The following is a 19,306-nucleotide window of genomic DNA, read 5'->3' on the forward strand; positions in this document are numbered from 1 at the left end:
GGAGCGCCGCCTCAGGCGGCATTGACCAGCGCCATGCCCTCGAATTGGTGGTAGCCGATCGCCGTTGCAAGGACGGTTGCGGGAACGCCTTCGAACGGCGTCTCGGTTGCGGCATCAAAAACAGGGTAGGCGGCCTTGCGGTCGACAGCGAGGGCCGCCAGCGCGACGGCGAAGGGAAACTGTGCTTCCTTCATGTGCCCGGTCAGTGTCGAGAAACCGCGCGCGGCGATCGCCGGATTGGCGTCGAGCGCCGCTTTTTCCGCGGTGGTCGCCGCATGGGCGCCCGATGCGCCCGACAGGGCCAGCAATTTGCGGTTCGGCAATGCAGCCTGCTTGAGCAGCGCGGCGATCTCGGCATCGAGTTCTCCCCGTGGCCGCCTGGCGCGGCCCGAGACGATCGGCCCAAGCTCGGCATAGATTTTCCGGCCCCGGCTTGTCGCGTGTTCGCGTTGCTCCAGCACCAGGAAGGCGCCGCCGGAGCCGGTCACAACGCCGCCGCCCTCAGCGCCTTGCCGTTGCCAGACCGGCTTCCACGGGCCGCGATGCAAATAGCCGGCAAGCTCATAGCCGAGCAGCATGTCGGAATGTTCGGTCTGGAAGGCGCCGCCGACCAGGATATGCGTCGACTGGCCCGAACGGATGCGCGCGGCGGCCGTCTCGACGGCGGCGACGCCGGCACCTTCCTCACCCATGAAAGTTCTGGACGATCCCGTCACCTTGTGGACGATGGAGATGTTGCCGGCGAGCAGGTTGGAAAGCTGGGCCAGGAACAAGGTCGGCCGCAATTCGGTGGTCAATTTCTCGTTGAGCAGCACATCGCGATCGTTGCGGCTTTCCGAAGCGGCGAGAATGGCGGCATCGACCGCCTCGTCGCGCTCGCCACCGCCGGCGGCCACGACCATGTCCATGGTCGTGCAGAGTTCGTCATTGCCCTTGATGCCGGCGTCGTCCAGTGCAAGCCCGGCGGCGTAGGTGCCGAGCCTCTGCCAGGTTTCCATCTGACGCTGATCGCCGCGTTTGGCGATCTGCAGGTTCCAGTCGATCTCAGGCAATGGATGGACGGTATAAGGCGCGAAGCGTGCCGCCTCGAGCACCGGTTCGAGACCCGGCTGCGCGAGCTTCTGCCAATGGGCGTCCGGACCTTCCCCCAGCGAGGAGACAAGGCCGATACCGGTGATGACGACGTCGCGGGGGTTGCTCATGTGCGGCTTTGTGGGTCAGGCGGCAGAGCGCGTCAAGATCGCGCGCTCAACTGACGTCAGGCGTTCTTGGCTGCGACCAGCGCGTCGATCTTGGCGCACAGGTTCTTCATGACGAAGTAATCGTCGGTCGAAGCCTTGCCGTCATTGACCTCCTGGGTCCACTTTTCCAGCGGCACCTTGATGCCGAATTCCTTGTCGATGGCGAAGACGATGTCGAGGAAATCGAGGCTATCTATGCCGAGATCGTCGATCGTGTGGCTCTCGGGGGTGATGGTGTCGATATCGATTTCGCTGGTGTCGGCAATGATCTTGGCGACTTTGTCGAACGTGGTGGACAAGGGCTTTTCCTTCGGTTGCGGGCGGAATCTGTCCGCATCTTGTTTGGGCGCTGTCTAATCGGTTTTTTCCGGCAGGAAAAGGCCTCATACGCCGGGTGCAGATGGGAACCCTGCTCTGCAAAGGCAAGAAGGGCCACCGGTTGATACGGTGGCCCTTCCCTTGACGTAACGTCATCCTTTGTTTCGATGCATGTCGTTTTCCCAAGCCGGAACCACTCTGGGCGACATGCATCAGCTGTCGCGGAGCTTGACCAGATCGTTGAGCAGCCCGCCCGTTCCGTTGTGGACGGTCAGCCGCTCGACCTTTCCGGCGATGGTTTCCAGAGCCTCGAGCTCCTTCAGCCGCAGCATCACCGGGTTTTCCGCCATCACCCTGGCCGTGTTGAGCAGCGAACGCGTGGCGTTCGTCTCCTCGCGGCGACGGATGATGTTGGCCTCGGCCTGCTTTTCGGCCGACACCACCTGGTTGAGGATCTCGCGCATCTCGCCCGGCAGGATGACATCCTTGAGGGCGATATCGCTGACTTCCACTCCGATCTCGGCCATATCGGCGCGAACCTTGGCCGCCGCCTCCTCGTCGATCGTCACCTTCCTTTCAAGGATCTGGTCGAGCGTCAGCGCGCCAAGCGTCTTGCGGAAGGCATACTGCAGGGCGCGGTAGAGGGCTTCGGAGAAGTCCTTCACCATGCTCACCGCCTTGACCGGGTCGACGACCCGGTATTCGGCGGCGATGTTGACGCGGATCGTGACGCGATCCTTGGTCAGCACTTCCTGCCCGGCAACGTCGAGCGACTGGCGCTTGAGGTCGACGACCTTGATCTGCACCATGCGTCCGACGTTCCAGAAGCCATGCACGCCCGCCGTCAGCGTCCTGACCAGGACACCATCGATGAAGAGCAGTCCGGCCTGACCGTCGACGACCGGATGGACGGACATCAATTCCGCTTTCCGCGCCTGGCCGAGCCGGCGCATGACCGCCGCGTCGATCGCGAGATCGACCGATGTGTCGATCAGCGTCACCTTCCACGGGCCGGCATCCGTCCACAGCACGAGCTTGCGATCCGGCGCCAGAACGGCGTGCAAATTGCCGTCACGCTCGATGACCGCAACGTCCGTTCGCCCGGTGCGAACCACGGTGAAATGACGCGCGGCCACATCCGGGAGCTTCTCGAACAACGCCTTCTCGTATGCCGAAACGAATTCCGGGTTCTTCAGATCGTGCCGGGACACTTCAAGGCTGCCGCGCCGGTTGGCGAGCCAATGTTCGCCGGGTATCAGGACAGCCTTGATCTCACCCTTGTGGAGGGTGAGGGCACGTTCGTTTTCCCTTACGAGGACGCGCTCGCGTCCAAGAACCTTGTCGAGAACAGTCATTGTCTTACTCCGGTCGGGCATGGCCCCATGCGAGGCGTCAAGTCATGCGTCGATCTTCCCTTCGTTTCTCGTTTCACATCGTCGTCTTGCCTCATCGTCCGGGCACGAATGATCCGGGGACTGGGTGGCATCAATCCGTGGCGGACCTTCGGGAGTGGATCGCGGGGCAGCGAGGCGGGCGCCGGAAGCCGAAGCTTCCTTTGCCGGCTAAACTGCGCCTTGATCGTCACCGCGGGCCTGGCCGCGAGCCGATGGCGTCAGACTTTCGGGATGATCCGTGCCCGAGGGCTTGGGCCATCCGTCCAGTCTTTCGCATTCCAGCCCCCGGACCGTTTTTCAGATAACACCTGGCAAGGTGCTGGCTTATCAGGCCAATGGAGAAGGGATCGAACCTTCGACAGTCAGATTCTCGATCTGATGCTCTACCCAACTGAGCTATCCGTGGTGCAGATGAAGGGAATTGAACCCCCGACCTCCGGACCCAAATCCGGCGCTCTCCCGCTGAGCTACATCCGCGATCCCAATCCCCAAAGCGGCGCCGTATACAGCGCGGCAAAGCCGCCTGCACGGGCGGAGACGAAAGCTCCCAACCGTTGTGCTCGCTTCGGTTCTCGTGACCGGGAGCGCGCCTATAGCCCCTGCGACGGGTTGTCGCAAGCGGCATTGTCGCGGCGGATTTGCGGCTTTTTTCAATGGTGGCATTTCGGCAACACCGATCCAATGCTGAAGGGATCGTCGAAACTTCAGAAGGTGACGCGGCCGAGTACGCGCAGGCCGTCGCCCTGCGGCTCTACGACCACGGCCTCGCCTTCGCGGGGCGAAACGCCGGTCAGGGCCTGGATATTTTCCAGATGGGTGACCATGACCAGATTGTCGGAGCCGGAATAGTCGCGGATCTCCTTCAGGATCGCTGCGATCTGAGCGGCTTTTTGCGTCTCGTCGCCCTTCAGGAGGTCAAGCGGCGCAAACAGCTTCGGTTCGGCCTCGAAAGCGATGCGGGCAGTGTCGAGGCAGCGGCAGTAGCGGCTGGACAGCACGCGCTCGATGGGTGCCGCACGAGCAGCGAACAAGGCGCCAATCTTGCTCGCCTGCTGCTTGCCGCGCGCCGACAGGTTGACCTGGGTGGTACAGCTGTCGATGTCGAAATTGACCGGATCGGTGGTGCCGGTGACCATGGCATGACGCAGCAGCACGACGTGGCCGCCGTCGCGTAATAGCGCCCAGCCGGCGTCGGTGGCGTGGGCTGCGGCCGGGATGGCCAGCAGAAGCAAAGCCAGCACAAATCGAATCATAGGCTATCCTTCTCCGGTTCCCGGCAATGGGTTCCGGTGACCGGACATATAGGGACGTAAAGCCATCCGAAAGACAAGGCGCGGTCGGGCGGAGCCCTACTTCTTGGCCATCTGCTTCTTCGCCAGATCGATTTTCTGGTCGGTCAACGGAATGGGCATCGTGTAGCCGGCTTCGGTAAACCCCCGCTTGGCGTTCTCGAAGAATTCGATGGCTTTCAGATATTCCGGCTTACCCGCGCCGTAACTGGCGTGGTTCCAATGGACGTCGCCGAGGTTGTTCTGTTCGAAGGCCCACTGCAAGGGCTGACTCTCGCGGGTGAATACCTTCAGCGTCGCCGTGAAGGCTGCCTCTGCGTCATTGAGGTATTTATCGGTGCGTTCGAGATTGCCGAGGTTGAGAAGACTCATGCCTATGCCGTTCTGAGCGTTGGCCCAATCTATGGGGGCTGCTTCGATAGTCAGCACCTCAAGCGCTGCCCGCCGGGCCGCGATTGAATCCTGCAGGGTTTTGGGATTGGCATCGCTCATGCTCAGCCAGTGCAGCGCCGAACCGAGACCGGCCTCACTCAGCGCCCATTGCCGCGGGTTCGTCTCGCGCTTGTACTCGCGCAACGCATCGCGGTAGGCGGCGATGGCCTCGCCGTAATGTTCCGGCTTGTCGGTCACACCGCCGAGAAGCTGCAGCGTGTTGCCCAGATTGTAGTGGCTCATTGCCCAGTCGAGCGGGAATTTTCGCCTGACATAGACCCGCCGCGCGGCCTGGAAGGCGCTCACCGATTGCTCGAGCCTGGCCGTGTCTTGGGTGCGCTGGCCAAGCGTCTGGTAGATCGAACCGAGATTGTTCTGCGCCGACGCCCAGTCCATCGGGAAACGCTGCCGGGTAAACACCGTCAGTGCATCGTCGTAGGCCGCCGCCGCCTCTTCGAGCGCGCCGGTTCCCATATCGAAGCGGGCGACACCGCTTAGCGCGTTGCCGAGGTTGAGCCGGCTGGTTGCCCACGAGACCGGGAAGGTTTCACGGGTTCGCACCTCTAGCGCGGCCCGGAAGGCGTCGGCCGCCTCGTTGATGGTTGCGTTGTCGTTGAGCTGGATGCCAAGCGACACAAGCGTGTTGCCGAGATTGTTCTCGACCATCGCCCATTCCACCGGTGCTTTTTCGCGCGTGTATTCCTCAAGCGCCAGCCGGTAGGCGGCTTCGGCTTGCGTCAGATGCTCGCCGGCGGCCTCACGCTCGGACAGTGCATAGAGCGCCAGGCCGAGGTTGTTTTGCGAAGCCGCCCAGTCGAGCGGCACCTTGTCGCGCGGGCGCTTCTCAAGGGTGGCTCGCATCGCCACCACTGCTTCATTCAGGCGCTTAGGATCGCTCTCGCGTTCGCCGATTTTCAACAGCACATTGGCCAGGTTGTTCTGCGCGGCGGCCCAGTTGAGATCGTCCTTCTCACGCTCGAACACGACAAGGGAATCGCGAAAGATCCGCGCTGCCTCTTCAAGGCGCGCGGTCTCCGTCTCGCGCTCGCCGATGGTCTGCAGCACAACCGCCATGTTGTTGCGGGTGATCGCCCAGTCGCGATTCTGTTCGCCATTGGGGATGAAGTTCAGGATGGTGCGATAGGCCTCGATGGAATTTTGCAGCGCATCCAGGTCACCGGTGGCGTAGCCGTAAGCGTTCAGCGCCTCGGCCTCCTGGTTTTTGTAGTTCCAGCGCAGTTTGTCGTCCCATTTTTCGGCCAGCGAGAAAGCCTTGGCATAATCGGCGGCGGCGGATCTGTAGTCGAAGACCAGCCCCGAGGCATCGGCGCGTCTGGCGTAGATCGCGGCATCGGCAAGACGCTTCTGCTTGACGAGATCCTCGGCTTCATCGACCGCATCGATCGTCTGCTCGACCCGGCCGACCGCGTCGTCGAGGAATGTGCGTGCCGTCACGATGGCGCCCTGGCCGATCGCTTTGTCGGCGGAGGCGACCAGGCGCTTGATCTCCGGATCGTCGGTGCGCAGCGCGGCGCGCTCGGACATCATCTTCTTCAGGCGCTCGGCCTGGGTGTCAAGCACCTTTTGCAGATCAGTTGGATCTTCGGGGATCTTTTCCGTGCCGAGCGCCTTCAGCACGCCATAGAGTGCATCGAGCGACACGCCTTCCTGCAGCGAGGCCAGTTCCACTTGCGCCCGTTTCGGGTCGGGCAGCTCGGAAATGGTCAAGAGCAGCTGGCGGCGCTCGCCCGTGATCAGCCCGTCGTCGCCGGTCGGCTCCGCTGGCGCGACGCCGAAATAGAGCAGTCGGCGCAGGCTTTCATTGACCCAGGGGCGCTGCTTTGCCTTGGTGTCGAGATAGACCTCCTCGGTCACCATGCGCATGACCGAGCCGAACTCGGTGCCCTTCATCGCCGCGAGGTGGCGCAGCAGGGCGGACGCGTAAGGGCTGTTTTCGCCGGCGGTGCCATCGAGCGCTGGACGGCCCGGCTCGGCGGCGAAGCCGACCACGGTGCCCAGGCTCGCATCGGCCGCCGGCGTATTGCCGAGCGCCTTGGCGCCGCGTACCGGCTCCAGACCGCCGGCACCAATCGGCGAGGCGGAGGCGGTCGGCGCGCGCCGCACCACGGCATCCGCGGGGAACGGATTGGTGCGGCAGGCATCGAGCAGCACGATCGTCACAGGCACGGTCGCTTTCAGCGCGTCCATGACGGCGGAAATCGGCACAAGCGCCTGGTTGGCATCTCCGAGGGACGATACGTCGGCATCGACTGGAACCAGATAGTTCTCGCCGCCGGCCTCGATGCCGTGGCCGGAATAATAGATGAAGGCGACATCGGCGCCTTCGGCATCTTCCGAGAAGCGCTCCAGGTCGCGCTTCAGCTTCGCGGCGTCGCGATCGGTGACGCTGCGGGCATCGAAGCCGAGATCGGTCAGCATCTTGGCCATGTCGCGGGCGTCATTGGCCGGGTTGGGCAGCGCGGCTATGTGCTCGTATTTCGACTGGCCGATGATCAGCGCCACGCCCTTGAGGCTTTTGGTTTCGGCTATAGCAAGCGCCGTCACGGCAAGGCAAATCAGTGCGGCGACGAAAGCCGTCAGCCACGCCTGCCGCAAAAGATTGCGCTTCAAGGTTTCGACAAAGGCCATTTGTCGTTAGGTGTCCGCCCTGATGATCCAAACCCTCTACAATGCTGCCAGTCTACCATGATCAAATTCGGGCATGATCAAATTCGGGCATGATCAAATTCGGGCGCGATTGCGCCGCGAGCGTGGCTCGCCTATCACGGGAAAAATGTCTCCGCTCACCGAAACCGTCCTTTTCGTCTTCAGCCTTGTCGCGCTCGGCTACCTCGCCGGGTTCACCGGCTATCTGAAGCCGGCGAGCGGCGAGGGCATAGCCGATTTCGCTGTAAGCGTAGCGATGCCGCTGCTGTTGTTCCAGACCATGGTGAACGCGGATTTCCACGGAGTGGCACCTTGGTCGCTGTGGGGCGCCTATTTCGCGGCCGTGGCAATCACCTGGGCCGCCGGCCATCTCGTCACCACGCGGATATTTGGGCGAGATGCACGCGCCGGCGTCGTCGGCGGAGTTTCATCGGCCTTTTCCAATATCGTGCTGCTCGGCGCTCCCTTTATCCTCGGCATATTCGGAGCGGATGGTTTTGAAGTGCTGTCCTTGCTGGTTTCGGTGCATCTGCCGATCATGCTGATGGCCTCGATCGTGTTGTTCGAAGCCTTCGGCCGCGCCAGCGGCGATCCGGTGCATCCCTTGCGCGTTATCCATAGCTTCCTCAAGCGGCTTTTCATGAATCCGTTGATCATTGGCATTCTGGCAGGGCTTGCATGGCGCATCACCGGTGCCCCGCTGCCTGATGTCGCCATGCGCCTGGTCGATGCGCTGGCCGGTACGGCGGGGCCGGTGGCGTTGTTCGCCATGGGGCTCAGCCTGCGCCGCTTCGGCATTTCGGGCAATGTCAGGCCGGCGCTGGTGCTTTCGGCGCTGAAGCTGTTCCTGATGCCGGCGCTGGTCCTCGCCTTCGTCTGGTTGCTCGGCCTGCCGCCCTTGACCGCCAAGGTGGCGGTGATGGTGGCCGCGATGCCATCCGGCGTCAATTCCTATCTGATCGCGGTGCAGTTCAACACCGGCCAGGCGCTGGCGTCGAACCAGATGACCATCGCCACCGCCTGCGCCGCCGTCACCACCGCTTTTTGGCTGACGGTGGTGCTCCACGTTTTCTGATAGGTCAGGATGCACACCGGCCTGCTCTCGCCTCGGGCTGGTCCAACCCCTATATGCCATGTAGCGATTGCTTGCGGGCCTTGCCCTAGGTAAAGAGCAGTGGCTCCGGCGTGCCGGCCCCAGTCCATGGCGCACGCTCACCGAGGACTTCACAGACCGGCCGTCAGCGCGCCGAACGGAGGATAGACCATGCTTCAGAAAACCAGCCATTTCATGCGGCAGGCCAATCTCATCAATGGCGAATGGGTGCAGGCCGACAGTGGCCAGACGGTCGACGTCAACAATCCGGCCACCGGCCTCAAGATCGGTACCGTACCGAAGTCGGGTAAGGCCGAGACCCGCCGCGCCATCGAAGCCGCCGATGCCGCCTTCAAGTCGTGGCGCAAGACGACCGCGCTCGAGCGCTCGAAGCTGCTGCGCAAGCTGCACGACGCGATGATGGACAATCAGCATGTGCTGGCCGAGTTGCTGACCATCGAGCAGGGTAAGTCGCTGTTCGAATCGAAGGGCGAGATCGGCTCGGCCGCGTCCTACATCCTTTGGTTCGCCGAGGAAGGCCGCCGCACCTATGGCGACGTCGTACCGTCGCCATGGGCGGATCGCCGCATCCTCGTCACCAAGGAACCGGTCGGCGTCATCGCCGCCATCACCCCGTGGAATTTCCCGTCCTCGATGCTGGCCCGCAAGCTCGGCCCGGCGCTCGCCGCCGGCTGCACCGCAGTCGTAAAGCCCGCCTCGCAGACGCCTTACTCGGGCCTTGCCTGGGGCGCGCTCGCCGAGGAAGTCGGCTTCCCCAAGGGTGTCATCAACATCCTGACCGGCTCGGCCAGCGAGATCGGCGACGAGATCTGCGCAAATCCGCTGGTGTCGAAGATCACCTTCACCGGCTCGACCGAGGTCGGCAAGCTGCTCATTCAGAAGTCGTCCGTCACCGTCAAGAAGGTGTCGATGGAGCTCGGCGGCAACGCGCCGTTCATCGTCTTCGACGACGCCGACCTCGAGCGTGCGGTCGCCGGTGCGATCACCGCCAAGTATCGCAATTCCGGCCAGACCTGCGTTTGCACCAACCGCTTCCTGGTCCAGGCTGGTGTCTATGACAAGTTCGTCGAGAAGCTCGCCGCCGCCAGCGACGGGCTTAAGGTCGGTTCCGGGCTCGAGGACGGCGTGCAGCAGGGACCGCTGATCGACGAGAAGGCGGTCGAGAAGGTCGAGGAACTGATCGCCGACGCGACTTCCAAGGGCGGCAAGGTCGTCGCCGGTGGCAAGCGCCATGCGCTTGGCGGTTCGTTCTTCCAGCCGACGGTCATCGCCAACGCGACACCCAAGATGCGCTTCATGAAGGAAGAGATCTTTGGCCCCGTAGCACCGGTGTTCAAGTTCGAGACCGAAGAGGAAGCCATCTCGCTCGCCAACGACACCGAATTCGGCCTCGCCTGCTATTTTTACACCGGCGATCTCGGCCGCGCCTTCCGCGTCATGGAAGGGCTCAGATACGGCATGGTCGGTGTCAATGAAGGCCTTATCACCACGCCGGAGGCACCGTTCGGCGGCGTCAAGGAATCGGGTCTCGGCAAGGAAGGCGGGCATCAGGGCATCGAGGATTACCTCGACACCAAATATGTCTGCATCGGCGGCCTCGGCCTCTGATTAGCTACCTGAGATGGGGAGGCCAATGGCCTGCCCATCTTGCGTGGAAAAACCAGCCGACTGGATCAACTGGCATTTGCGGGCATGGCGATGAAGGACGGCGAGGTTTTCGGTACGACGCAGGCAGGCGAGGCGGTGCGTCGCTTCACGATCAGGGGCGGCGGTATCACCGCCAACATCATCGGCCTGGGGGCGATCATCCAGGATCTGCGCCTGACTGGGCACGATGCGCCGCTGGTGCTCGGCTATGACAATCTGGGATACTATGAGACCGATACGGCCTTCTTCGGCGCGGTCGTCGGCCGCTATGCCAACCGCATCCGCGACGGCCGTTTCACCATCGCCGGCAGTCGCTATCAGACCGAGCAAAATTTCCTCGGTAAGCATACGTTGCATGGTGGCTCGCAGGGCTATTCTCACAGGCCGTGGGCGGTTTCGCTGCATGGCAGGGATTTCGTCACGCTGACGCTGCATGACCCCGATGGCACGATGGGCTTTCCCGGCGCGCTCGACGTCACCTGCACCTATCGGCTGAAGATTCCGGGCACGCTCAGCGTCGAGCTGACCGCCACCTGCGAGGAGCCGACGCTGTGCAACCTCACCCAGCATTCCTATTTCAACCTGGATGATGGTGGCGCTTCCGACATTCTCGACCACAGGATGATGCTGAATGCCGGTGCCTATCTGCCGGTCGATGGCGACATGATCCCGACAGGGGTAGTCAAGCCGGTTGACGGCACGCCGTTCGATTTCCGCCAGGCGCGGCTGCTACGCATGGAGACCGAGGGCGAGCAACTGCCCTATGACCAGAATTTTTGCCTCGCCTCGTCACGTGGACCCCTCAAGCAGGCGGCATGGGTTCAAGGCGCCAGTTCCGGTGTCGAGATGGAGGTCTGGACCACCGAGCCCGGCGTTCAGCTTTATACGGGTCAGTATGTGACGCCGCGCACCGGACTGGAAGGGCGCAGCTACAAGGCCTTTTGCGGTTTCTGCCTGGAGCCGCAGATATGGCCGGATGCGCCGAACCGGCCCTATTTCCCGCAGGCAACGCTGTGGCCGGGCGCGATCTACCATCATGTGACTGAATATCGTTTCCGGCTGCCTTAAGGTCCGCCGATATTCAGGTGAGGCCGGCCTGACCTGAATCGCGACAGACCTTAGCTTAGCCTTCGAAAGCCGCTCGCAGCATGTCGAACGGCGCTAGCGCGCCGCGCACCTGCACCACGGCGGCGGCGACGCGATGGGCACGGCGCGCGGCTTCCAGCGGGTCGTGGCCGGCAAGTCGAGCCGCAAGGTAGCCGCCGTTGAAAGAATCACCGGCGCCGGTCGTATCGACGGGGTCGGCGACATGGATCGCCGGGACCTCGCGCAGCGTTTCTCCCTGAGCAATCAGAGCCGGCGCTTCGCCATTCTTGACGACGACCTCGCCGACCAGTTGCCCGAGCCGCCCCGCGGTCGCTTGCGGTGTTGCATCGCCGAACAGCATCTGCTCGTCGGGGAAGGTCGGCAGTGCAATGTCGGTGACGGCAAGAGCTTCGAGGATCGCTGCCTGCGCCTCCTCGCGATTGCGCCAGAGCCGCGGCCGATAGTTGGGGTCGAAGGCGATTGTCGAGCCGGCTGAGCGCGCCTTGGCGACGGCCGCCAGCAACGTGGCGCGGGCGGTATCGTCCAGAATTGCCAAAGTGATTCCGCTGAAATAGACAAGCGCCTGATTTTCCAGGTTTTTCGACAGTGCAACCGGGTCCGAGGCGAGCTGCCGCGCGGCGGCATCGCCACGCCAATAAGTGAAGGAACGCTCGGCCCCGGTGAGCGTGATGGCATAGAGGCCAGGCCGCGCGCCCGCTATGACCGGGCTAGAACCGATGCCGATGCCGTTTTCGGCGAAGAAAACGATCTGGCCTTGCGAGAACGGATCGTCGCCGAAGGCCGAGACATAGGTTGCCGGCCGCTCAGTGCTCAACGCGTGCAGCGCCCACAGCGTGTTGAACGTGTCGCCGGCAAAGCCCATGCGCCAGTTCGGTCCCGTCTGGCCCGACAATTCGAGCATGCATTCGCCGATCGAGGCGACGCCGTTTCCCGCCATCTGCAATCCTCCAGTGATCTCGGTGCTGTAGCTTTTTGCCATCGGCAGCGCCATGCTTGGCAAGCAGGGTTTTTTCCGCCATGGCGTTTTCCCACAGCTGGCGGGATGCGATCCGTCCGACAGAGCGTTGTCCGCAGAAGAGGAAACGGTTTGGCATCGATATGGCGCTATCTCTTGGCAGGTCTTGGTCTGGCTGCCTTGCTGGTCGGCATTCTCGCGGTCGTCTATCTGACGGCGCCGCGGTCGTCGCATTCTGCCGGCCCCGATATTTCGCGGACGAAGAACACCGACAACGGTCTGTTCGTGGCGAGTTTTTTGCCGGAGCGGGGCGTTGTGCGGCAAGGCCAACTGCAATCCTGGCTACTAACGCTGAAGACAAAGGCTGGAGCTCCGGTCGAGGGGGCCGCTATCACGATCTCCGGCGGCATGCCGCTGCACAGTCACGGCCTGCCGACCAGCCCGCAGGCGACCGACTATCTCGGCGACGGCCGTTATCGGATCGAAGGGATAAAATTCACCATGAGCGGCTGGTGGCAGCTGCATTTCGCCATTTCGGCCACCGCCGGTTCCGACACCGTGCTCTTCAACGTGGTGCTGTGAGCAAGAAATGAGGCGGCTTTCACGTTTTCTGGCGCTGATGGTTGCCGTTATCCTTGCCGGTTGCGGCAAGCCTGACTTTTCCGACGCCGAGAAGAAGACCATCGTCTCGCTGGCACTGTCGGCACTGCCGCCGCTGAAACCCGACACCACCAATCGCTTTGCCGACGTGCCGGCCGCCGCAGCACTCGGTTCGACGCTGTTCTTCGATCAGGGCATGAGCCGTGACGGCACGGTATCCTGTTCGACCTGCCACAAGATCGACCGGCAATTCCAGGACGACCTGCCACAAGCCGTCGGCGTCGGCCACACCAACCGGCGCACCATGCCGCTGGCCGGAGTGGCGCGCGATCCCTGGTTCTTCTGGGATGGCCGCCGCGACAGCCTGTGGGCGCAAGCGTTGACGCCGCTCGAAAACCCGCTGGAGCAGGCAGGAAACCGCACCGCCTACGCCCATTACATCAAGGCGCGCTTCGGCGAACGCTATGAGCGCATCTTCGGGCCGCTCCCCGATTTTTCCGGCATGCCGGCGAATGCCAGCCCGCTTGGAAACGATGCTGAGAAGGCTGCCTGGGACGCGATGAGCGGTGCGCAGCGTGACGCCATCAACGGCGTCTTTGCCAATATCGGCAAGGCGATCGCCGCTTTCGAACGGTCGATCGAGCCGGCGCCGATGCGCTTCGATCGGTTTGCGCTGGACCTCGTCACCGGCGCCGGGCCGAAGGGCGATGCCGTCTTCTCGAAGGAGGAAATCCTTGGGCTGAAACTGTTCATCGGCAAGGCCAACTGCGTGACCTGCCACAACGGCCCGCGCTTCACCGACAACAGTTTTCACAACACCGGCGTGCCGCCCGTTGCGGGCCTGCCGCCGGACCGCGGCCGCATCGATGCCGTGCGCCAAGTCGAAGCCGACCCGTTCAACTGCTTCGGCGCCTATCGCGATGGCGACGCCGGCGCCTGCGGTGAGTTGCGCTTCATGGTCAAGGATGCGCCGCAACTCATCCGCGCCTACAAGACGCCGTCGCTGCGCGGAGCAGCAACGCGGCCGCCCTATATGCATGCCGGGCAGTTTTCGTCGCTCGATGAAGTGGTGGCGCACTACGCCAAGGCAGCCCCTAGCGTGGAGGGAACGTCCGAAGTTCATCCGCTGGAGCTGTCGGACCGCGAACGCGCGGCGCTAGTGGCGTTTTTGAAGACGCTTTCGGATTAAAGCTGCCAACGATATCGGCAATTGAAAGATATTGCAAAAAAGATATATTTCGATCAATGAGCTGGTCGGTCGTATTTCTCAATACCGAGGTAAGACGGGAGCTTGAGGCTCAACCGAAAGATATCTTGGCCAGCTTTCTGCGGATATCGCGTTTAATCGAGGCGCACGGGTTGCAGAAAGTCCACGAGCCATATGTCAAGCATTTGGAAGGCAGGCTTTGGGAAATGCGCATGAAGGGCCGGGATGGCATTGCTCGTGCAGTCTATGTGACCGCGGCAGAACGCCGTGTGGTGGTGGTGCGAGTGTTCGCCAAGAAGACGCAGAAGACTCCACGAAACGAGATCGAGTTGGCTCTTAAGCGAGCGAAGGAGGTTCTATGAGCCGGAAAACAATCTCCGTTGAGGACGTTGCCAAGGAATGGTTCAAGGACCCGGAATTCGTTGCCGAATACGAAGCCTTGGAGGAGGAGTTCGCAATCGCCGCAGCTTTGATTAAGGCCCGGGGTGAAGCTGACATGACGCAGGAAGAGGTCGCCGCCGCGATGGGGACGACACAGGCCGTAATCGCTCGTTTGGAGAGTGGTCGAAACATGCCTTCGACCCGAACGTTGCAACGTTTCGCCAAGGCGACCGGCTCGAAACTCCGCATCAGCTTCGAACCTGGGAAGCCGAAGTCGCGCACCGGTCATTGAACTCTACCGATCCTTGACCGTCTCCATTGCCACGAAGGTCGAGGTCTGGGCGACGTGGGGCAGGGCAGAAATGCGCTCGCCCAAGACGCGGCGGTAGGCGGCGATATCCCGGGTGCGGACTTTCAGCAGATAATCGAAGCTCGACGCCATCATGTGGCATTGTTCGATCTCCGGCACGGCCTGCACGGATCGGTTGAAGGCGTCGAGCGCGGCGGATCGGGTGTCGGACAATTTCACCTGGACGAAGGCGACATGGCCTTCGCCCATACGCTCGCGGTCGATGATCGCCTGGTAGCCCCTGATGTAGCCTTCCTTTTCCAGCCGCTTCACCCGTGCCTGGACGGGCGTCTTCGACAGGCCGACCTTTGCGGCCAGTTCTGACATGGAAAGCCGGCCATCGCTTGCCAGCGCCGCCAGGATATTCCTGTCGATGCGGTCCAATTGGTCTTCTGTCACCGAGGATGCAGTCCATATGTCAATTTCCAGGCGCTCAAGATAGGGCAAATGAGCTGCAGTGTCGATTTCTTTGGACCGGCTGAAATTTCGAACTTGTGCTAGCTTGCGCCATTCGGTCCGGTGACCGCCGGCCCGATCCCCTTTGTTCGATCCACGGAACCGCCATGCCATCGCTCGATGCCATCCGCCAGCAGATCCGCGCCAACTACCTGCCCGACGAAGACGAGGCCGTGAAGCGGCTGGCCGAAGCGACAGGGCTTTCCGCGAAAGACCGCAAGGCGATCTCGGCCCGCGCCGCCGATCTGGTGCGGGCGGTGCGCGGATCGTCGGATCCAAGGCTGATGGAAGTCTTCCTCTCTGCCTATGGACTTTCCACCAAGGAAGGCGTGGCGCTGATGTGCCTGGCCGAGGCGTTGTTGCGCGTGCCCGACACCGAGACGATGGACGACCTCATCGCCGACAAGATAGCGCCGCACGACTGGTCGGCGCATTCGGGCGGCTCGAGCTCCATTTTCGTCAACGCCTCGACCTGGGCGCTGATGCTGACCGGCCGTGTGCTTGACGAAGGCGAGGGCGGCATCGAAGGCACGCTGCGCTCCATGGTGCGGCGGTTGGGCGAGCCGGTCATCCGCAAGGCGGTGGCCGCCGCCATGCGCGAGATGGGCGAGCAGTTCGTGCTCGGCCGCACCATCGCTGAAGCCGTCAAGCGCGGCCGGCCGATGACGCAGAAGGGCTATCTCTATTCCTTCGACATGCTGGGCGAGGCGGCTCGCACCGAGGCCGACGCCTTGCGTTATCACAAGGCCTATGCCGACGCGATTTCCTCGCTCGACGCCGGTTCCAATGGCCCTGATATCCGCCAGAACCACGGCATCTCAGTCAAGCTGTCGGCGCTGCATCCGCGCTATGAGGTGGCGCAGAAGGACGAGATGCTGCCTGTGATGGCCGAGCGTCTGCTGTCGCTGGCGCTTGCCGCGCGGCATTCGCGCATGGGTCTCAACATCGATGCCGAGGAGGCGGATCGCCTCGATCTGTCGCTCGACGTCATCGAGCGGGTGCTGGCCGAGCCGGAACTCGCCGGCTGGAACGGTTTTGGTGTGGTGGTGCAAGCGTATGGGCCACGCGCGGCCTACGCCATCGACTGGCTCTACGCATTGGCCAGGAAATACGACCGCAACATCATGGTGCGGCTGGTCAAGGGCGCCTATTGGGACACCGAGATCAAGCGGGCACAAGCGCTGGGGCTGACCGGCTACCCCGTTTTCACGCGCAAGGCCAACACCGATGTCTCCTATATCGCTTGCGCGAAAAAACTGCTTGGCATGACCGACCGCATCTATCCGCAATTCGCCACCCATAATGCCCACACCGTCGCCGCCATTCTGTCGATGGCGGACAATCGCGATACCTTCGAGTTCCAGCGCCTGCACGGCATGGGCGAGGCTCTGCACGAGACGGTGCGCCGGGCCGAAGGCACGCGCTGCCGCATCTATGCACCGGTCGGTGCGCATTCCGATCTGCTCGCCTACCTGGTCCGCCGACTGCTGGAGAACGGTGCCAACTCCTCCTTCGTGCACCAACTCACCGACGAGGACGTCGAGCCGGAGGACATTGCCCGCGATCCGCTCGAAACCGTCGAAAGCCAAGGCCCCGCCGCCAACCCCGCGATTCCCCGGCCGTCCCAGATTTTTGGCGCCGGCCGCCGCAACTCGAAGGGCTTTGACATCACCGACACGGTGACGCTGGCGGCGATCGACAAGGCCAGGGCTGCATTCGCTGGTCCCGACCGCTGGCATGCCAAGCCGATCACGCGGGCTGCCGGCTATGGCAAGCAGCGCCCGATCGTCAACCCGGCAAAGCCTTCCGAAGTGGTCGGCACCGTCAGCGAAGCCGCCGCCAAGCAGGTGGCGACCGCCGTACGCTTTGCGGTGGAAGCGCAGCCGGCCTGGGCGAAACGTCCCGTGACCGAGCGCGCCGCGATCCTCAACCGCGCCGCCGATCTCTACGAGACGAATGCCGTCGAGTTCTTTGCACTCGCCACCCGCGAGGCCGGCAAATCGCTGGCCGACGGCGTCGCCGAGGTGCGCGAGGCCGTCGACTTCCTGCGCTACTACGCCACTGAGGCGGCCAATGCGGAGGCGGGCACGCAAGCGCGGGGCGCCATAGTCTGCATTTCACCGTGGAACTTCCCGCTCGCCATCTTCACCGGCCAGATCGCCGCAGCACTTGTCACCGGCAATTCGGTGATCGCCAAGCCGGCCGAGCAGACGCCGCTGATCGCCTTCCGCGCCGTCGAGCTGCTGCGCGAGGCCGGCGTGCCGCAAGACGTCATTCAGCTTCTGCCCGGCGACGGCCCGTCGGTCGGCGGGCCACTCACCGCCGATCCGCGCATTGCCGGCGTCTGCTTCACCGGCTCGACCGAGGTCGCGAAGCTGATCGAGAAACAACTGGCCGAGACCGCCGCGCCCGACGCCATGCTGATCGCCGAGACCGGCGGTCTCAACGCCATGATCGTCGATTCCACCGCGCTGCCCGAACAGGCGGTGCGCGACATCCTGGCCTCGGCCTTCCAGAGTGCCGGCCAGCGCTGCTCGGCGCTGCGCGTGCTCTACGTGCAGAAGGACGTCGAAAAGAAGATGCTGGAGATGCTGAAGGGCGCCATGGAAGCGCTCAATATCGGCGATCCCTGGCGGATTTCGACCGATGTCGGGCCTGTCATCGACGACGAGGCGCAAAGCTCGATTCGCGAGTACTGCACGAAGATGGGCCTGCAGGGCCGGCTGATCGCCAAGCTTGAAGCGCCCAAGGACGGCCGCTTCGTCGCGCCGCATGTCTTCCGGGTCAAGGGCATCGAGGACATGGAGCGCGAGGTGTTCGGGCCGGTACTGCATGTCGCCACGTTCGACGCCGACGAGATAGATGCGGTCATCGCTGCCATCAACCGCAAGGGCTATGGCCTGACCTTCGGCCTGCACACTCGCATCGAGGGCCGCGTGCAGCATTTCGTCGACGGCATCCACGCCGGCAACATCTATGTCAACCGCAACCAGATCGGCGCCGTGGTCGGTTCGCAGCCGTTTGGCGGCGAGGGGCTGTCCGGCACCGGACCCAAGGCCGGCGGTCCGCACTATCTCAGGCGCTTCCGCAAGGGGCCGGAGGCCGGAACCCGTGTGCAGGATGGCCATAAGGTGACGGCGACCGAACTTGCCGATAATCTGCCTGATCCCACACTTGGCGGCTGGTCGACGCGCTCAGACCGGATCGCCATTCTGAGGAAGCATCTGCGCGGCAAGGGTGCCGCGGCCATTGGCGCTGCCTCCGGGATCGACTTCGGCCAGGTCGACCTGCCGGGACCGACCGGCGAAGCCAACACGCTCTCGCTGTCGCCACGCGGACGAGTGCTATGCCTTGGTCCCGATGGCGATACGCTGCTCGCGCAGACGATCCAGGCACTCGCCGCCGGCAATGCGGTGCTGGCCGTGGCGCCCGGCGCCCCGGCGGCGCTCTCCCCGCTGACCGGCAAGGGCCTGCCGTTGGCAGCTATCGACGGCCGCCCTGATCCGGTCGAAGCGCGTTCGCTGCGCGTCGATGTTGTCGCCTTTTCCGGCACGCCCGAGGCCGCGCGCACCGTTCGCAAGGTCATCGCCGATCGCTCCGGCCCGATCGTACCGCTGGTCAGCGAGGTGCTGAACCCTGCGGCCTATGCGCATGAGCGGGCCGTCTGCGTCGATACGACGGCTGCCGGGGGCAATGCGAGCCTGCTGGCCGGAGCCTGACCCGGCCAGAGTTAGAGCCATTCACCGTTTCGTGGAAACGATGAATGGCTCTAACTCTTTTGTTTTTATGCATGTCGTTGTCCCAAAACCGGGACCACTTTTGGGCGACATGCATTACGCGCCTTCGACGACCGAAAACCCCTCGAACTGAGGGTGGCCGAGATAATGGACCTTTGTCGTGCCGACATTTCGGTGGGCGGCCCGAAAATTCTCCGATTTGGTCCAGGCGATAAAATCATCATGGCTCGCCCACACCGTGTGCGACGCAAACAGCGTGTAACCTTCGGTCTCGTTGACCGGGCCACGCAGCAGATGGAATTCCCTAAACCCCTTCATCTCCGCGAGGCTGGAGTCGCGGTTCTTCCACACGGCCTCGAAATCGCTCTCCGAGCCGGCCTGCACCTTGAAGCGATTCATGGCGATGTACATC

Annotated in this window: 16 protein-coding genes and 2 tRNA genes; 8 read left to right on the top strand and 10 right to left on the bottom strand. The window is 63.2% G+C overall.

Translation table 11 applies throughout. The features are described from left to right. Positions 1-11: 11 nt before the first annotated feature. The 7 genes from NKG99_RS11905 to NKG99_RS11935 all read right to left on the bottom strand — a co-directional run bounded on the left by NKG99_RS11905 (position 12) and on the right by NKG99_RS11935 (position 7,323). Entirely contained in the window at positions 12-1,202 is a 1,191-nt protein-coding gene (locus NKG99_RS11905) for a beta-ketoacyl-ACP synthase (RefSeq protein ID WP_352867567.1), read from the bottom strand. Positions 1,203-1,258: 56 nt separating this feature from the next. Continuing rightward, positions 1,259-1,540 (bottom strand): acyl carrier protein, encoded by a 282-nt coding sequence (locus NKG99_RS11910; RefSeq protein WP_006335407.1) that lies wholly within the window; start codon positions 1,538-1,540, stop codon positions 1,259-1,261. A 231-nt stretch (positions 1,541-1,771) separates the two neighbouring features. Further along, positions 1,772-2,914: a slipin family protein gene (locus tag NKG99_RS11915; RefSeq protein WP_352867568.1), complete on the bottom strand. Its 1,143-nt coding sequence runs from the start codon at positions 2,912-2,914 to the stop codon at positions 1,772-1,774. A gap of 371 nt (positions 2,915-3,285) precedes the next feature. Further along, positions 3,286-3,354 (bottom strand) — tRNA-Leu (locus NKG99_RS11920). Between the two features lie 2 nt (positions 3,355-3,356). Beyond that, positions 3,357-3,430 (bottom strand) — tRNA-OTHER (locus NKG99_RS11925). A 227-nt stretch (positions 3,431-3,657) separates the two neighbouring features. Then, positions 3,658-4,206 carry a histidine phosphatase family protein gene (locus tag NKG99_RS11930; protein WP_352867570.1) on the bottom strand — a complete coding sequence of 183 codons (549 nt, stop codon included), beginning with the start codon at positions 4,204-4,206 and terminating at the stop codon, positions 3,658-3,660. 96 nt (positions 4,207-4,302) lie between these two features. Beyond that, positions 4,303-7,323, bottom strand: a complete 3,021-nt coding sequence (locus NKG99_RS11935; RefSeq protein ID WP_352867572.1) for a caspase family protein — start codon at positions 7,321-7,323, stop codon at positions 4,303-4,305. A 145-nt stretch (positions 7,324-7,468) separates the two neighbouring features. Here NKG99_RS11935 and NKG99_RS11940 point away from each other — a divergent pair, with 145 nt between their 5' ends. From NKG99_RS11940 to NKG99_RS11950, 3 genes are all read left to right on the top strand, one after another. Further along, positions 7,469-8,416 (top strand): AEC family transporter, encoded by a 948-nt coding sequence (locus NKG99_RS11940; protein ID WP_352867574.1) that lies wholly within the window; start codon positions 7,469-7,471, stop codon positions 8,414-8,416. A gap of 189 nt (positions 8,417-8,605) precedes the next feature. Then, on the top strand, positions 8,606-10,063 hold the full coding sequence (locus NKG99_RS11945; protein WP_352867576.1) for an NAD-dependent succinate-semialdehyde dehydrogenase: 1,458 nt from the start codon (positions 8,606-8,608) through the stop codon (positions 10,061-10,063). 84 nt (positions 10,064-10,147) lie between these two features. After that, positions 10,148-11,170, top strand: coding sequence for an aldose epimerase family protein (locus NKG99_RS11950; RefSeq protein ID WP_352867578.1), 1,023 nt, complete (start codon positions 10,148-10,150; stop codon positions 11,168-11,170). A 55-nt stretch (positions 11,171-11,225) separates the two neighbouring features. Here NKG99_RS11950 and NKG99_RS11955 read toward each other — a convergent pair whose 3' ends face one another. Beyond that, positions 11,226-12,146, bottom strand: coding sequence for a sugar kinase (locus NKG99_RS11955; protein ID WP_352867690.1), 921 nt, complete (start codon positions 12,144-12,146; stop codon positions 11,226-11,228). A 150-nt stretch (positions 12,147-12,296) separates the two neighbouring features. Between NKG99_RS11955 and NKG99_RS11960 the strand changes: the two genes are divergently transcribed. Genes NKG99_RS11960 through NKG99_RS11975 form a run of 4 tightly spaced genes read left to right on the top strand, consistent with a single transcriptional unit; the run spans position 12,297 to position 14,644 of the window. Then, on the top strand, positions 12,297-12,746 hold the full coding sequence (locus tag NKG99_RS11960) for a FixH family protein (RefSeq protein ID WP_352867581.1): 450 nt from the start codon (positions 12,297-12,299) through the stop codon (positions 12,744-12,746). Between the two features lie 7 nt (positions 12,747-12,753). Then, positions 12,754-13,953, top strand: coding sequence for a cytochrome-c peroxidase (locus tag NKG99_RS11965; protein ID WP_352867584.1), 1,200 nt, complete (start codon positions 12,754-12,756; stop codon positions 13,951-13,953). A gap of 56 nt (positions 13,954-14,009) precedes the next feature. Beyond that, complete coding sequence (locus NKG99_RS11970) at positions 14,010-14,333, top strand: type II toxin-antitoxin system RelE/ParE family toxin (RefSeq protein WP_352867587.1); 324 nt, start codon at positions 14,010-14,012, stop codon at positions 14,331-14,333. Beyond that, complete coding sequence (locus NKG99_RS11975; RefSeq protein WP_352867590.1) at positions 14,330-14,644, top strand: helix-turn-helix domain-containing protein; 315 nt, start codon at positions 14,330-14,332, stop codon at positions 14,642-14,644. The genes NKG99_RS11970 and NKG99_RS11975 overlap by 4 nt, the downstream gene beginning before the upstream one ends. Before the next feature lie 3 nt (positions 14,645-14,647). Here the strand turns inward: NKG99_RS11975 and NKG99_RS11980 are convergent, their stop codons facing one another. Continuing rightward, complete coding sequence (locus NKG99_RS11980) at positions 14,648-15,100, bottom strand: Lrp/AsnC family transcriptional regulator (RefSeq protein ID WP_352867592.1); 453 nt, start codon at positions 15,098-15,100, stop codon at positions 14,648-14,650. A gap of 164 nt (positions 15,101-15,264) precedes the next feature. On the opposite strand from NKG99_RS11980, the gene putA reads away from it, so the two are divergent. Then, positions 15,265-18,876 carry a bifunctional proline dehydrogenase/L-glutamate gamma-semialdehyde dehydrogenase PutA gene (gene putA, locus NKG99_RS11985; protein WP_352867594.1) on the top strand — a complete coding sequence of 1,204 codons (3,612 nt, stop codon included), beginning with the start codon at positions 15,265-15,267 and terminating at the stop codon, positions 18,874-18,876. A gap of 114 nt (positions 18,877-18,990) precedes the next feature. Here the strand turns inward: putA and hmuQ are convergent, their stop codons facing one another. Then, complete coding sequence (hmuQ, locus tag NKG99_RS11990) at positions 18,991-19,305, bottom strand: heme-degrading protein HmuQ (RefSeq protein WP_352867692.1); 315 nt, start codon at positions 19,303-19,305, stop codon at positions 18,991-18,993. Position 19,306 lies beyond the last annotated feature (1 nt).

The sequence above is a fragment of the Mesorhizobium sp. M1409 genome (assembly GCF_040317535.1).
In the GTDB taxonomy this organism is placed as follows: domain Bacteria; phylum Pseudomonadota; class Alphaproteobacteria; order Rhizobiales; family Rhizobiaceae; genus Mesorhizobium.